This window comes from Sinomonas cellulolyticus (assembly GCF_014656475.1).
GTDB classification, from domain to species: domain Bacteria; phylum Actinomycetota; class Actinomycetes; order Actinomycetales; family Micrococcaceae; genus Sinomonas; species Sinomonas cellulolyticus.
Genome location: NZ_BNCM01000001.1, coordinates 1 through 14,754, shown reverse-complemented (window position 1 = coordinate 14,754; position 14,754 = coordinate 1). Strand labels below are relative to the sequence as shown.

Sequence of the window (14,754 nt, the reverse complement as noted above, 5' to 3'; positions counted from 1 at the left end):
GACCCCAAGATGTTGTCTTACAAGTATGTCATTCATTGGCCTCTTAGTCCACAGACTCCCCACATTTAATGCACCGTCCAGACCCCCGTATTCCCGCCGATCCGGCGCCTTCGTCCACAGGCTGTGGACCTCCCGGCGCACAGGCAGCTCGAGTTTGCGTGTCGTTCATCTCACGGCGTGTCGCGGCGTGTCGTAGTCTGGGCTCGCCTCACCATCGGAAGGAGCCGCATGGTCAATCCAGTCCACCTCCAGACGCTCATCGAGGTGGTCCGTCTCGGCTCGTTCGCCGCGGCCGCCGCCCACCTGGGGTACACGCCGTCCGCCGTCTCGCAGCAGATGGCCGCGCTCGAGCGCGAGACCGGCGTGGGGCTGTTCCACCGCACGGCGCGGAGCATCGAACCCACCGAGGCGGCGCTCGTGATGATGCGCCATGCTGCCAAGGTCCTCACCGACCTCGACACGCTCAAGGCCGCTACGGCCCGCGCGGCCGAGGCGGCAGGGCGCGAGCTCCGGCTTGGCATCTTCCCCAGCCTCGCCACCTACGTGCTCCCCCGAGTGCTCCGCGGCGAGGGCTGGCGCCGGCTGGGGCTCGACCTCCACGTCTCCGTCGCAGAGCCCGGCGACACGATCCGCTGGCTCGCCGGCGGCGGCGACATCGACGTCGTGCTCGTCTACCAGGTCGGCCAGAGCGGGCTCGCGTGGCCGCACACGGCACAGCGGCAGTGGATCGGAGACGATCCGTTCTACGTGGTCCTGCCAGAGTCCTGGGGCATTGCCGACGGCGCCCAGGTCTCCGCCGAGCAGCTCGGCGGGATGCCGTGGATCGTGCACCACCCGGGGACCGCTGACGCCACCGTGATCGACCGGCTCTTCGCCAGCTGCGGCCTGGCTCCGAGGGTCGTGGCCTACAGCGATGACTTCAATGCAAGCCTCGGCCTCGCCTCCGCCGGGCTCGGTGCCGCGCTCGTCCCCGGACTGGCCCTGCATTCGAAGCCTCAGGGCGTCGTCGTGGCCGACGTCCCCGAGATCCGCCTCGCCCGGAACATCTTCGCCCTCCGTCCGCAAGGGCACGCCGACTCGGCCACCACGCTGTTCCTCGATCTCGTGGCCGCGTCCTTGGCCGCGCTCCCCTCCCGCGGCCCCGGAGCCGCGGCGCGATAGCCTGTCCCCCATGGCCCACCCGTACATCGGCGTGTCCGGCTGGCGCTACCGGAACTGGCGCGGCGACTTCTACCCCCGCGGCCTCCGCCAGGCGGACGAGCTCGCCTATCTCGGCGAGCACCTCACATCGGCGGAGGTCAATGGCTCGTTCTACTCGCTCCAGCGGCCGTCCTCCTACCGGTCGTGGCGGGAGGCGGTCCCCGAGGGCTTCGTGTTCGCCGTGAAGGGCGGGCGGTTCATCACCCACCTCAAGCAGCTGCGCGGCGTCGAGACGGCGCTCGCGAACTTCTTCGCCTCGGGCGTGCTCGCGCTGGGAAGCTCGCTCGGCCCGCTCCTGTGGCAGTTCCCGGCGCGGATGGCGTTCGACGCCGCACTGCTGGAGGAGTTCTTCGCCCTCCTCCCGCGCTCCACGGCTGCCGCAGGGGCGCTCGCCGCACGGCACGACGAGAAGGTGCCCGAGGACCGCGCCCTGACCACGGCCGAGGCGGACGTGCCGCTCCTGCACGCTGTCGAACCGCGCCACGCGAGCTTCGACTCCCCCGAGGCCCGTGCGCTCTTCGCGCGGCACGGGATCTGCACGGTGCTCTCGGACAGCGCTGGGACATGGCCCGCGGTCGACGCCGACACAGCGGGGTTCCGCTATGCGCGGCTCCACGGCGAGACGGCGCTGTACCGGGGAGGCTATGCGGAGGAGTCCCTCGACGGGTGGGCCGAGCGCGTCCGCACGTGGCTCGCGGCGGCCCAGGACGCCTACGTCTACTTCGACAACGACGCGGACGGACGGGCACCGCACGACGCCGCAGCGCTCCTCGCGCGGCTGGCCTGAGGCCCGCGGGAGGGCGCCCCGCGATGCTGGCCTGCCGTCCGATGGCGGGCTATCGTTCTGTCATGGAGACGGCAACCAGCCAGCACTTCGGCGAGATAGCCCTCGCGCCCGCGGGAAGCCGGGCCGTGGCCGGCTCCTTCACGCTGGACGGCGCGGCCGTGGAGCTGGACCTGAACATCACCGACCAGGACCGCCTCGACGAGGCCTCCCTCCACAAGGTCGACTACCGGCTGCGCTTCCTGCACGAGCTCGTCGAATCGGCTCGCGAGCTCATCGGCCAGGAGCTCGACGAACAGGACAGCGCCGCAGACCAGTACCGCCGCTTCCACTGCCAGAACCTCCGTGCCGGGGAGGCGGCGGAGGTCTTCGGCGTGGAGCATCCCGAGGACATCAGCAAGGACGTGTTCCTGCGGGCCCTCCGGCTCGCCCACGTTGGCATCTTCCCGGGCCAGCCCGAGCGGTACTTCGTGCTCGACTTCACCCTCGGCAGGGGCTTCACGGACGAGGTGCTCGTCGCTGCCGCCGATGCGGACGGCCTGGTGGACGACGAGGTCCTCTGGGAATGATGCCGCGAACGCCCCACGCACGAGCCGACGGCGCCGGCCCCCGAGATGTCTCGGGTGCCGGCGCCGTCTGCAGGGCGGAACCCGGCGCCGCGTGGCGCCGCGATCCGTCAGACAGCCACGAGTGCGGCGCGCGCGGCCCGGGTCGCCCGGACGAGGTTGCGCAGCGACGCCTCGGTCTCGGCATAGCCACGGGTCTTGAGGCCGCAGTCGGGGTTGACCCAGAGCTGGCGCGCCGGGACGTGGGCGACGGCAGTCGCGAGCAGGTCCTCGATCTCCTCCTGGGAGGGCACGCGCGGGGAGTGGATGTCGTACACGCCGGGGCCGACCCCGCGGCCGAACCCATGGGCCTCAAGGTCATTGACCACCTCCATCCGCGAGCGCGCGGCCTCGATCGACGTCACGTCGGCGTCGAGCGCATCGATCGCGTCGATGATGGCTCCGAACTCGGAGTAGCAGAGGTGGGTGTGGACCTGCGTGGAGTCGGCAGCGCCAGCGGTGGCGAGGCGGAATGACTTCACCGACCAGTCGAGGTAGTCCGCCTGGTCGGCGCGGCGCAGTGGGAGCAGCTCGCGCAGCGCCGGCTCGTCGACCTGGATGACCTTGATCCCCGCAGCCTCGAGGTCGGCGATCTCGTCGCGCAGGGCGAGGGCTACTTGGTTCGCCGTCTCGGCGAGCGGCTGGTCGTCGCGGACGAACGACCACGCGAGGATCGTGACCGGTCCGGTGAGCATCCCCTTGACGGGCTTGTCGGTCAGGGACTGGGCATACGTGGTCCACGGCACGGTGATGGCCGCTGCGCTCGAGGCGTCGCCCCACAGGATCGAGGGGCCGGCCTGGCGGGAGACGTCGCCCCACAGGATCGACGGGCGGGTGCAGCGCGAGCCGTAGGACTGAACCCAGCCGTGGACCGTGACGTCGAAGCCGTCGAGGTTCTCGGCGAAGTACTGGACCATGTCGTTGCGCTCGGGCTCGCCGTGGACGAGCACGTCGAAGCCGAGCTCCTCCTGGAGGTCCACGACCCGCTTGATCTCGTCCTTCATGAGGGCCTCGTACTCGGCCGCGTCGATCGCGCCCTTGGTGAGCCGGGCGCGCGCACCGCGGACCTCGGACGTCTGGGGGAAGGAGCCGATCGTGGTGGTGGGAAGCGGCGGGAGGGCGAGGACCTCCTCCTGGGCGGCGGCGCGGGCGGCGAAGTCCGAACGCGAGAAGTCGGCGTCGGTGAGGGCGCCCGTCCGCTGGCGCACCTCGGGCCGTCGGACGCCGGGGGCCTGCGCGCGCGAGGCGATGACGCGGGTAGCCTCGTCGATCTCATCCTGCACCGAGGCGGGGTCCGCCAGGTATGCGGCCAGGGTGGCCACCTCCCCCACCTTCTGGTCCGCGAAGGCGAGCCAGCTCCGCAGGCCCGCATCGAGCTGCTGCTCCTCGTCCACGTCGTGGGGGACGTGGAACGTGGACGTCGAGGTCGCGACCGCCACGGCGAAGCCGTGCTCGGCCCCGGCTGTGCGCAGGGCATCGAGCTTCTGTGCCGACGCCGCAAGGTCATTGCGCCAGATGTTGTGGCCGTCCACCACACCGGCCACGAGGGTCTTGCCGGAGAACAGTGCAAGCTCGGCGGCAGACGGCAGTGCACCCTTGAACACGTCGATCGCCACGGCTTCCACGCCGGTCGCCGCGACGGCTGCGGTCTGCTCGCCGAGGCTCCCGTACGGTGCGGAGAGGAGGATCGCGGGGCGCCCCTCGCCCACGGGCGTTGCGGTCAGCGCGGCGTAGGCACGCTCGACGGCGGTACTCGCCTCGTGCGGGCTGAGGCCGTCCAGGTCCGCCACGAGGGCAGGCTCGTCGAGCTGGACCCACGCGGCACCGGCGGCGGCGAGCTTGCCGAGCAGCTCGCTGTAGACGGGGAGGAGGTCGTCGAGGCGCGAGAGCGGGGCGAAGCCGGCCGGCGCGCCGTCGGACGCCTTCGAGAGTGCCAGGAGGGTCACGGGCCCCACGAGGTAGGGGCGCGTGACGGTGCCGTTGGCCTTGGCGAGCGAGAACTCCTCGACCACGCGCTCAGAGGAGAGCGAGAAGCGGGTCTCCGGGCCGATCTCGGGCACGAGGTAGTGGTAGTTGGTGTCGAACCACTTGGTCATCTCGAGCGGCTGCTGCTCAGCGTTGCCGCGGGCGAGCGTGAAGTACGCGTCGAGGCCGAGGCGGCCGCCGGCGTCGTGCAGGTTCCCGAACCGAGCGGGGATGCCGCCGAGGGCCACGAGGGTGTCGAGGACCTGGTCATAGAACGAGAAGGTCCCCGGGATGGCGGACGGCGCGGTGAGCCCGAGCTCGGCCAGCCGGCGCACGGTCGCCAGCTGGATCGACTCGGCGGCGGCGAGGAGTGCGGCTTCGCTGCTGGAGCCGGACCAGAAGGCCTCGACCGCCTTCTTGAGCTCCCGGCGGCGTCCGATCCGGGGATAGCCGAGGACGGTGGCTGACGGGAACGGGACGGGCTGGTTCTGGGCAGGGGTGTGCTGGGCATTCATGGTTGATGTCCTTGAAGGAGTCGTCGGGAAGTGTCGGGGAATCAGACGGCGGCGCGGTGGCGCGCTGCGAGCAGCGGCCGGACGGGGCGCGGAAGATCGAGCCTGCCGAGGACCTCGAGCGAGGCGGCGTGCTCGTTGAACGTGTAGAGGTGCAGGCCCGGTGCGCCGGCATCGAGTGCCGCCTCGGCGAGGTGCACGCTGGCCTCGACACCGATCCGGTGCGCCGCGTCGGCATCGCCCGCGGCCCCCCGGAGGCGGTCGACCAGGGCCGGATCAGCGGCCACCCCGGAGAGCACCGAGAGCTTCTCGATGCGCCTCAGGCTCGTGAGCGGCATGATGCCCGGAATGATCGGGATCGTCACCCCGGCCCGGCGCGCCCGGCGGACCAGCGAGCTGTACTGCTCGGCGTGGAAGAACACCTGGGTGATCGCGAAGTCCGCCCCGGCCCGCTGCTTGGCCAGCAGCACCTCGACGTCATGCGCCTCGCTGGGCGACTCCGGGTGCTTCGCAGGGTAGGCCGCCACACCGATGGCGACCTTGCCGGCTGCGAACTGGGCGGATCTGCGGCCCTCCGCCGCCCGGATGAGGGCGACGAGGTCCTGGGCATGCCGGAGGGCATCCTGCGGCAGGGCGCCATGGCGTGGGGCGTCTCCTCGCAGGGCGAGGATTCCGCGCACGCCCCGGTCGAGGAGATCGTCCACGACGGCTGTGAGCTCCGACGGGGTCCCGCCGACGCACGTGAGGTGGGCGAGCGGTCGCAGAGTGGTCTCCAGCTGAAGCCGCTCGACGAGGTCCAGAGCTGTGTCGTGGTTCGAGCCGCTCGCCCCGTAGGTGACCGAGACGTAGTCGGGGTCAGTGGCTTCGAGTTCCCGGATCGTGGTCCAGAGAGTCCGGGATGCGGCCTCGCTGCGCGGAGGGAAGAGCTCATAGGAGAGCGCGATCGGTGGGGACGGGGCTTTGCTCGGCGCGCCGAGCAGCAATGGTGGTGACATTTGCGTCCTTGGGGTCCGGCCTGCGGCTCCCGGCCGCGGAGACGGCAAGGCGCTGCAGGGCATATCAGGGATCGCAGGTAAACGTCCGCGGCGCCGCCGCGGACGGCGCGCTGGAGAAGGGACAGGACGTTCCCTGCGGCAAATGTCAGGCCCTCACGGGGGCACCCACATCCCCAGGCACGGGGATCGCTGACACGTTGCGGAAGCAACTTGGCTACGAGCCTAGGAACGCGAGGGAGGGACCTTCAAGCCCTGGGCCGAATGTGTCGCGTCGTGAAGCGCATGTGAAGCGGCATGACCGTCATCCGTTCCGCATCCCCCGCGGCTCAGATGCCCTACCCGCCGAGCAGGAGCCGTTCGGCCCGGGGCGCCCAGGCGCGCTCGAGGACGAGGCAGGCAGCGCCGACAGCGCCGACGTCGTCACCGAGCCCGGTGCCGACGATCTCGACGCGATGGATGCCGCGGGTCGCGAGGTGCTCGTTGACCATGTCCGGCATCACGGCGAGGCAGTACTCGGCCACCGACGCCCAGAAGGGACCGCCGAACACCATGCGCCCCACATCGAGCATGTTGCCGACGACGGACGCCGCTCTGGCCATGTCCTGGACGGCAGACCGCAGAATCTGCACCGCCTGCTCGTCCCCCTCCACCACGAGGCGGTTGAGCCGTGAGAAGGCCTCCTGGAAGTCCGCGGCAGTCGGCTCGCCGCTGAAGGGTGGGAGGACTCCCGCCTCGATCGCGCTCCCGACGATCCGCGCCGGCTCGAGCATCGTGGCAATGGTGCCCCGCATCCCACAGCCGTCGAAGCACTCGGGCCCGTCGGGATCGACGACGATGTGGCCGATCTCGCCGGCGTTGCCCGAGCTTCCGCGGTACACCTCACCGTTGAGCACGAGCCCGGCGCCGAGCCCGGTGCCGAGGTAGAAGAACGCGAACGAGTCTGTGCCACCCGGGGTGCCGGCCCAGATCTCGGCGACGGCGGCGCCGGTGACGTCCTTGTCCATGGTGGTCTCGAGGCCCGTGGCCTCCTGCACCATGGCCTGGAGGGGCACATCCACCCATCCCTGGAGCAGGGGCGGGCCTACAACGGCCCCCCGCTCGAGGTCGATCGGGCCGGGCGCAGCCACGCCGATGCCCGCCACGAGGTTGCGCGGCACCCGGGAGCCGGCGAGGAGCCGCTCGACGCACTCCGCGATCGCACCCACCACCTCCGCGGGCTCATGGCTGCGGGGAGTGACGAACATGTCCTGAGCGACGATCGCACCCACCAAATCCAGGAGGACGACGGTGATGATGCTCGGATCGAGATGGACCCCGACGGCGTACATGCCCTTGGGGTTGAGGCGCAGGATGGTGCGCGGCTTCCCCGGACCCGAGCCCTCCTTGCCGGCTTCGACGATGAGCTTCTGGTCGAGCAGCCGCCGTGAGATGTTCGAGATCGTCTGCGGCGAGAGCCCGACGATCTGGGCCAGCTCGACCCGGCTGAGCCCCGACTCGGAGCGGCGGATCGCGTCCAGGATCACGGTCAGGTTGAAGTCGCCCATCCGTGGCAGGTTGGTGCCTCGGCGGGCGGCGGACTGCCGGGTCTCCGTCACGGGGTCCTCTCAGATCACGGTCTGCACTCGCCAGTAGGTTACCGGCTAGAAGGATTGTCTCACCGCTGGGACCCACGTCGGGCCCATTCAGGGCGGCCTGTCTGTCAGGGGCGAGCGGCTGACCGGGACGGCCGCCTCACGGAGCGCGTCACCGTGAACTTCCGGTTGCGGCCTACCACTTCGGTGGGCCCGACGGAGCGGCGGAGTGCGGCTCCGTAGTCGAGGTGGCTGTTCGCGACGCACCACAGCTCTCCCCCGGGACGCAGAAGGCGCCCCGCCGCTGCAATGAGCTTGAGGCCGGCGCCGGCGTGCACACTCGCGCCGAGGTGGAACGGCGGGTTGAGGAGCACGACGTCGGCCGCGGCCTCGCCCAGTGAGCCGCCAGCGTCGTCGTGCTCCACGACGACTCGCGCTGCGAGCCCGTTGGCCTCGACGGTGGCCCGCGCGGACCGGACCGCGGCTGCGGACCGGTCGGTCGCGACAACCCGGGCCGAGGGGTGCGAGAGCGCGTAGGCGACGGCGAGCGCCCCCGTGCCGCAGCCGAGGTCCACGGTGTCCCCCTCGGGCACCTGTTCCAGGAAGCCCATGAGGTAGCGCGTGCCGATGTCGAGGCGGGAGCCGGCGAAGGCGCCACCGTGCGCGCACAGGGTGAGGCCGGCATCCTCGTCCCGCGCGCAGACCGGGAACGGCGGGTCCTCCGGGACCGGGAGGGGTCCGGCGGCCGTGAGCAGACGCGATTTCTGCACCGCGAGTCCCGCCCGGACGTCGGCGAAGCGGGACCTGAGGACCTCGTTCATGGCCAGAGTCATGTGCTTGATCCGTCCGCCGGAGACGAGCACGGCATGGGGTGCCGCCCAGCGGGCGACGGCGTCGGCCATCTCCTCGAGTTCGGCGAGTCCGCGGGGAAGCTGGGCGAGGACGAGACGCGCTCCTGCCAGCAGACTGGAGTCGAGCTCGCAGGAGACATACGAGCCGTCGAGTCCGAGCGCGGCCGCGTTGGCCGCGAGCGCGGCGCGGCCCGTCGCGAGGTCCTGGTGCACGCGGACGCCTGTGAGCCCGGCGGAGGCGAGCTGGAGCGTGATGGCGCCGTATGCGTCGCCGATGACGGCGATGTCGCTGCCGTCGAGCCCCCACGCCTGGGCCAGGTCAAGCCCACGGGCACCCAGCAGCCTGTCCGTGGCGTCGTAGGCGTGGAGGTTGTCGGCCTCGACGTCCGGGAAGCGGTGCAGGGACTGGAAGGGGAAGGACATGGCCGCCGCGGAGGCGGGGGGCTCGGCCGGGTGGGGATCGTCGTCGTGCACCCGACTACCCTATGCCGCCCCTTCCGCGGGCCTGCCCGGCGAGGCCAGCCATTCCAGGGCAGCCACGGCGGCGCGGTACCCGGACATCCCGTGCGTGCCCGGGCCGGGCGGCGTCGCGGCCGAGCACAGGAATACCCCGGGCACGCCGGTGGCATACGGACGGGCGGCGGCCCGCGGCCGCATCACCAGCTGCAGCCCGGCGGTGCTTCCGGTGCCGATGTCGCCGCCGACGAAGTTGGCGTTGTGCGCCTCAATCGCTGCCGGCCCCCGGACGGCCGTGCCCCGGATCCGCTTCTGGAAGCCCGGCGCGAACCGCTCGATCTGGGCGATCAGCGCCGGGAGCGCATCCCGGGCGTAGGCGAAGGGCACGTGCGCGTACGCCCAGACGGGATTGATCCCGTCGCGGGAGCGGGTGGGGTCGGCGAGGTACTGCTGGCCCACGAGGACGAACGGCCGAGGCGGCATCCGGCCCGCCGCAACGTCCGCCTCCGCAGCCGCGATCTCCTCGAGCGTGCCGCCCACGTGCACCGTCCCGGCCCGGCGGCACTGTTCTGCCGCCCACGGGATGTCCCCCTCGATGGCGAAGTCCACCTTGAACGCCGCCGGCCCGCGCCGGTAGCGCCTGTAGGAGCGGGCGGTGCGAGGGGGCAGCCGGTTCCCCAGCACGTCGACGACGGCGCGGGGGGCCAGATCGAGCAGCACCACGTCCGCGCCCGCGAAATCCTCGTCCGACTCCACCCGCAGGCCCGTCTCGATGGTCCCGCCGAGGGCTTGGAGCCGGCCCGCGAGCGCGCGGGTGAGTGCCCCCGACCCGCCCTCGGCCACGGGCCAGCCCACGGCGTGGGCCGCGCCGGCGAGGACGAGGCCGACGGAGGAGGTGAGGGGCGCGTCAAGCGGCGCGAAGGCGTGGGCGGCGATCCCTGCGAAGAGTGCACGGGCGGGGTCGCCCCGCCACCGTCGCGCGGTGACGGTGGCGGGGAGCACGGCCTCGAGCCCGAACCGTGCCAGGAGCAGGGGGTGGCGCGGAACGTGGATCAGCGGGCCGAGCAGGTCCTCGGTGAGGCGAGGGAAGTGCCGTGCGATGCGGCCGATCAGCGCATCCCACGCCCGACCATCGGAGCCGAGTACCGCCGTCGTGCGCTCGAGGTCCTGCCAGAGGACGGCCTCGCGGCCGCCGTCCAGAGGGTGGGCGAGCTGTACCTCGGGCCAGCGCCAGCGCAGGCCGTGCTCCTCGAGCCCCAGCGCGGCGATGAATGGCGAGGCGGCGGCGAAGGGATGGAACGCGGAGCAGTCGTCGGCCACGACGCCGGGCATGGCCGGCTCGGACGAGCGGCAGCCGCCGCCCACCGAATCCTCGGCCTCGAGGACCCTCACGTCGAGGCCGCTCGCCGCGAGGTGCACGGCGGCAGCGAGTCCGTTGGGGCCGCTCCCGACAACCACGGCAGTGCTCACGGTCCTATCCTGCCACCGCCCCTCGCGCACGTCCCCTGAGCGGGGGATGATCCAACCGTGGGTGATGCAGTACCGGGCGGAAAGGATCCAGCGGGACGCACGACGGCGCGCGCCCGCCTTCCGCGCTGGGTCCCCCTCGCGCCGTGGCTGAGGCATTACGAGAGGCGGTGGCTTCGTGACGACCTCGTCGCCGGTGCTGCGCTGTTCGCGCTCCTGATTCCCGCGGGCATGGCCTATGCCCAGGCAGCGGGCCTTCCCCCGGCCACGGGACTGTACGCGACCATCGTGCCGATGGCGGTGTACGCGCTCGTCGGGCCAAGCCGCGTGCTGGTGCTGGGGCCGGACTCGGCCCTCGCACCCCTCATCGCCGCGGCGGCCCTCCCCCTCGCCGGCGGGAACCCCGAGCGGGCGGTCGCGCTCGCGGGACTCCTCGCCGTGCTGATGGGAGCCCTCATGATGGCGGGGGCGGCCCTGCGGCTCGGCGTCGTGACGCAGCTGCTGTCCCGCCCGATCCGCCTCGGGTACCTGAGCGGGCTCGCCGTCGCCGTGATCGCCTCCCAGCTGACGGTCCTCCTGGGGGTGCACGTCTCGGGCGGCAGCCCGTGGGAAGAGCTCACGGCCACGGCCCGGGCCCTCGATCAGGCGAATCCCGTCTCGCTCGCGATGGGCGCCGGCTCCCTCGCGCTCATCGGGACGGCCCGTGCGCTGGGCTGGCGGCTGGTGGGCGTGCTCATCGCGGTGGTCGGCTCCGCCGTGGCGACGTGGGTCCTCGGCCTCGAGGACCGTCTGGCCGTGGCCGGGGCGCTCCCGGCCGGCCTGCCCCGGCCCTCGCTCGGCGGAGTCGGCGCCGCCGACGCCGTGTCGCTCGTGCTGCCCGCCGCCGGGATCGCCCTCATGACGTTCGCCGACTCGGGCGTGCTGTCGAAGAGCCTTGCCGCCCGGTACGGCGGGGACGTCTCCGGGAACAGGGAACTCGCCGCGATCGGGCTCGCCAACGCGGCGACGGGCGCACTCGGCGGCTTCCCCGTCTCGGCAAGCGGGTCCCGCACGCCGGTGGCGCTGGATGCGGGGGCCCGGAGCCAGGTCGCCGGCCTCGTCGCGGCCGTGCTCGTCGCGGCATTCATGCTCGCCGCGCCCGGCGCGACCGCATACCTGCCCACGGCGACGCTCGCCGCCGTCGTCATCGCCGCCGTGATGGGCCTCGTGGACGGCCGTGAGATGGTCCTGCTCGCGCGGATGAGCCGGAGCGAGACGGTCGTGATGGCCGCCGCGTTCGTGGGGGTGACGACGCTCGGCGTCCTCACCGGGATCCTCGTGGCGATCGGCCTGGCCCTGCTCGAGTTCGTGCGCCGGGCCTTCACGCCGTACCGTGCCGAGCTCGGCCACCTTGAGGACGTCCCCGGCTACCACGACCTCTCACGCCATCCAGAGGGGAAGCGCATCCCAGGACTCATCGTCGCGAGGTTCGACGCGCCGCTGTTCTTCGCCAACGGCACGGTCCTGACGGACTACATCCGCTTGCTCGTCGAGGCCGCAGACCGCCCGGTGACGCATGTGGTGCTGGCCGCCGAACCGATCACGGGCATCGATACGACCGCGCTCGAGGAGCTCATCGAGCTCGACGAGTGGCTGGCGGAACGCCAGATCCAGCTCGTGTTCGCCGAGCTCAAGGGCCCTATGAAGGACCGGCTGCTGCGCTTCGGCACCCGGGCGAGGTTCGGCGTCGACCACTTCTACCCCACGGTGAGCGCCGCGGTCCGGGCCCTGCGCGCGGACCGGGAGGGGCGCGGGGACCCGCACGGCTGACGTGGAGCCCCCGCGCCGGCCCTCGGCTACGGGGTGATCGCCCTGAACACGGCGTCGGTCCGATTCGCCAGGTTCCCGCTGTTGGTGCGCACGGACAGGGAGGCGAACCCCGAGCCGAGGGCGGCGAGGCCCTGGTAGTCGCCGACGAAGTAGCCCTCGGCGATTGGCGCCGTCATCATGTCGTAGGTGTCGTACATGTGGGTCTCACCCGTGATGGCCAAGGGGCCGACCGGTGACGACGTGAACCAGTAGTCGGTAGGCAGTGTGCTGGTGTTGCCCGGAGTGAGGCTGCGGAAATCGGCGTACGTGATGCCCACGCTGCTGCCCGATACCTGGACGCTCGGATTGAAGGCCGGGACGCCGTGGGGGGAGTTCGCGCGCACCGGCGCGCTCCAGGTGCCCCCGCCGTCGGACGACGTCGAGATGGCCACCTCGTCGTAGTGGCCCCCGTTGAACCGGGAGTCCTGCCAGACGACGTACAGCTGCCCCGTGGCGGGGTCGATAGCGGGTTCGGGAATGATGTCCCCGGTCCGCACCGCTGTCCCGGTGCTCGGGTCGGTGACGCCCACCGACGCGAGCTTCGCGACCACCTGCGGGGCGGTCCACGTCGCACCGCCGTCGGTGGACTTGGAGTAGGCCACGTTGTACCCGTGCAGCTGGTCCGTACCGTTGGGACCGGAACCCAGGATGAGGTCGAAGAAGTCGTACAGCGTCCCGGTCCTGGGGTCGACGACGATCTGGTTGCCGATGGTCTGCTGCTCATTCGCGGTGGGCACGATCACCTTCGCCGTGCTCCAGCTCTTTCCGCCATTTGTCGTCTTGGAGAACCAGGTGGGGCCGGTGTAGGCGAAGGCATGGGCATCGGCCTTCGGATTTCCCACCGGGGAGGTCAGGCGGTCCCAGACCGCGTAGGCGGTTCCCGCGATGACGGGATCGGCCGTCACGGATTCCTTGTCGTTGAAGTACTGCGTGGTTACCAGGTCCTCGATGAGGGCCTTGGGCGCTGTCCAGGTTGCCCCGCCATCGGCGGACGTCGATGCGAGCACCGCGTTGTCGGGGCCGACGCCCTGGAAGGAGATGGCCACCGAGTAGGCCGTGCCGTCGGGCCCGATCGAGACCCACGGGTCCGACGCGCGGTCATAGCGTGACGGGCCGCCGGGAGCGCATGCGCTGAAGGGCTGGGCCGTCTCGCTCCAGGTCCTCCCGCCGTTGGTCGTGTAGCCGACCACGAGACCGTGTGCGCCGCCGTCCGACCAACGGTCCTGCTGCCAGGCACCGATGACGTTCTCAGTGTTCGCCGGGTTCACCGCCACCCATGGCTCGACCTCGGCGTTGAGGAAGTTGGTGGCGCCGGGGGCCACACCGAGAGTGCAGCCGGCGAAGGGACTGGGCCCGCTCACCACGGTGAGGGAACCGAGGCCCGCAGCGGATGCTCCGGGCATGGTGAGCATGAGCGCGGCGGGGACCATGCTGATGATCGCGGCGCGACGCAGATTCCTGGCAATCACGGCATTCTCCTGATGAGATAGATGTGCTGCAGGTGCGAACGGCCCGAACGGAAGGCCCCTTCAGATCACCACCACGCCGGGCGTCGCGCAAGATGTCATCGCAGGATTCTCCCGCGACCGTCTCTGACGGTCCCCGGGGGCGCCTTGGCGGCTACTGGACCGCCCCGCTAGGCCCGAGCGACGAATCGAGCTGTGGGCTCGGCGAGCGACGCCCCGATGTCATACGGGGTGCGCTTGACGCCCTTGACAGCGAACGAGTGGTCGCCGCCCTCCAGCCACACGAGCTCTGCGCTGGGCAGCCTCGCCACCACGCCTGCCAGGAGGTCCGCGGTGGCGAGCGCGTCCCGCGTCCCCGAGAGGAAGAGCATGGGAAGGGTGAGGCCGTACAGGTGCTCGTCCCTGAGCTTCTCGGGCTTCCCCGCGGGGTGCAGCGGATAACCGAGGAATACGAGGCCGGCCGGGTCGATCGCCCCTTCGGCGGCCGCCATCGAGGCCATGCGGCCGCCGAAAGACTTCCCGGCGCCCCACAGCGGCTCCCCGGCCGAGCGGCGTCGTGCTTCCGCGAGCGCAGCCGTCCAGACGGGGACGGCTTTCGGAGCGCGGTCGGGAGCGCGCTTGCCGGCTTCCATGTAGGCGAAGTTGAATCGCAGGGTCGCGAGCCCCAGCCTGTTGAGCGCGTCGCAGTAGCCCACGAGGAACGGATGATCCATGCCCGCCCCGGCCCCGTGGGCCACGACGACCGTAGCCCGCGGGTCCCCGGGCCGGACGTAGACGCCCGAGACGTCTCCCGACGGAGTGGGAATGGTCATGCGCTCGCCGTCTGCCATGCGACCATCCTGCCCGACCGTCGGCGGACCTACAGTGGTGCCATGGCACCCGCTGAGCAATCCGAGGATGCGCCGCGCGTCCTCGCGAACACCGTTGAACTCTCCGCGCGCGACGTCGGCGCCTCGGGGGCCGTATGGAGGGTCTTCGACTTTGAGCGTGGTCCCCTTGGGATGGAAGGGGCTCGCAGTCCTGTGAGGATGGGT

General features: G+C 71.5%; 11 protein-coding genes. 4 read left to right on the top strand and 7 right to left on the bottom strand.

Going from position 1 to position 14,754, the window contains the following annotated elements; genetic code table 11:
* Positions 1-228 precede the first annotated feature (228 nt).
* The 3 genes from IE231_RS00055 (at position 229) to IE231_RS00045 (ending at position 2,553) form a co-directional block, all read left to right on the top strand.
* Positions 229-1,161 carry a LysR family transcriptional regulator gene (locus IE231_RS00055; RefSeq protein ID WP_189691910.1) on the top strand — a complete coding sequence of 311 codons (933 nt, stop codon included), beginning with the start codon at positions 229-231 and terminating at the stop codon, positions 1,159-1,161.
* A gap of 10 nt (positions 1,162-1,171) precedes the next feature.
* The gene (locus IE231_RS00050; RefSeq protein WP_189691909.1) at positions 1,172-1,987 is read left to right on the top strand and encodes a DUF72 domain-containing protein; all 816 of its coding nucleotides are present in this window, start codon (positions 1,172-1,174) and stop codon (positions 1,985-1,987) included.
* Between the two features lie 62 nt (positions 1,988-2,049).
* Entirely contained in the window at positions 2,050-2,553 is a 504-nt protein-coding gene (locus IE231_RS00045) for a DUF2004 domain-containing protein (RefSeq protein WP_189691908.1), read from the top strand.
* Between the two features lie 107 nt (positions 2,554-2,660).
* On the opposite strand, the gene metE is transcribed toward IE231_RS00045, so the two are convergent.
* From metE to IE231_RS00020, 5 genes are all read right to left on the bottom strand, one after another.
* Complete coding sequence (metE, locus tag IE231_RS00040) at positions 2,661-5,069, bottom strand: 5-methyltetrahydropteroyltriglutamate--homocysteine S-methyltransferase (protein ID WP_189691907.1); 2,409 nt, start codon at positions 5,067-5,069, stop codon at positions 2,661-2,663.
* Between the two features lie 41 nt (positions 5,070-5,110).
* Positions 5,111-6,061: a methylenetetrahydrofolate reductase gene (locus tag IE231_RS00035; protein ID WP_189691906.1), complete on the bottom strand. Its 951-nt coding sequence runs from the start codon at positions 6,059-6,061 to the stop codon at positions 5,111-5,113.
* Positions 6,062-6,396: 335 nt separating this feature from the next.
* On the bottom strand, positions 6,397-7,656 hold the full coding sequence (locus IE231_RS00030) for an ROK family transcriptional regulator (protein WP_229866394.1): 1,260 nt from the start codon (positions 7,654-7,656) through the stop codon (positions 6,397-6,399).
* Between the two features lie 104 nt (positions 7,657-7,760).
* Positions 7,761-8,906 carry a class I SAM-dependent methyltransferase gene (locus IE231_RS00025; RefSeq protein ID WP_189692262.1) on the bottom strand — a complete coding sequence of 382 codons (1,146 nt, stop codon included), beginning with the start codon at positions 8,904-8,906 and terminating at the stop codon, positions 7,761-7,763.
* 60 nt (positions 8,907-8,966) lie between these two features.
* Positions 8,967-10,409: a phytoene desaturase family protein gene (locus IE231_RS00020; RefSeq protein ID WP_189691905.1), complete on the bottom strand. Its 1,443-nt coding sequence runs from the start codon at positions 10,407-10,409 to the stop codon at positions 8,967-8,969.
* A gap of 57 nt (positions 10,410-10,466) precedes the next feature.
* Between IE231_RS00020 and IE231_RS00015 the strand changes: the two genes are divergently transcribed.
* Complete coding sequence (locus IE231_RS00015) at positions 10,467-12,215, top strand: SulP family inorganic anion transporter (protein ID WP_189691904.1); 1,749 nt, start codon at positions 10,467-10,469, stop codon at positions 12,213-12,215.
* 26 nt (positions 12,216-12,241) lie between these two features.
* Here the strand turns inward: IE231_RS00015 and IE231_RS00010 are convergent, their stop codons facing one another.
* Positions 12,242-13,723 (bottom strand): sialidase family protein, encoded by a 1,482-nt coding sequence (locus tag IE231_RS00010; protein ID WP_201896899.1) that lies wholly within the window; start codon positions 13,721-13,723, stop codon positions 12,242-12,244.
* Positions 13,724-13,890: 167 nt separating this feature from the next.
* Positions 13,891-14,550 (bottom strand): alpha/beta hydrolase family protein, encoded by a 660-nt coding sequence (locus tag IE231_RS00005; RefSeq protein WP_189691903.1) that lies wholly within the window; start codon positions 14,548-14,550, stop codon positions 13,891-13,893.
* Positions 14,551-14,754: the final 204 nt, after the last annotated feature.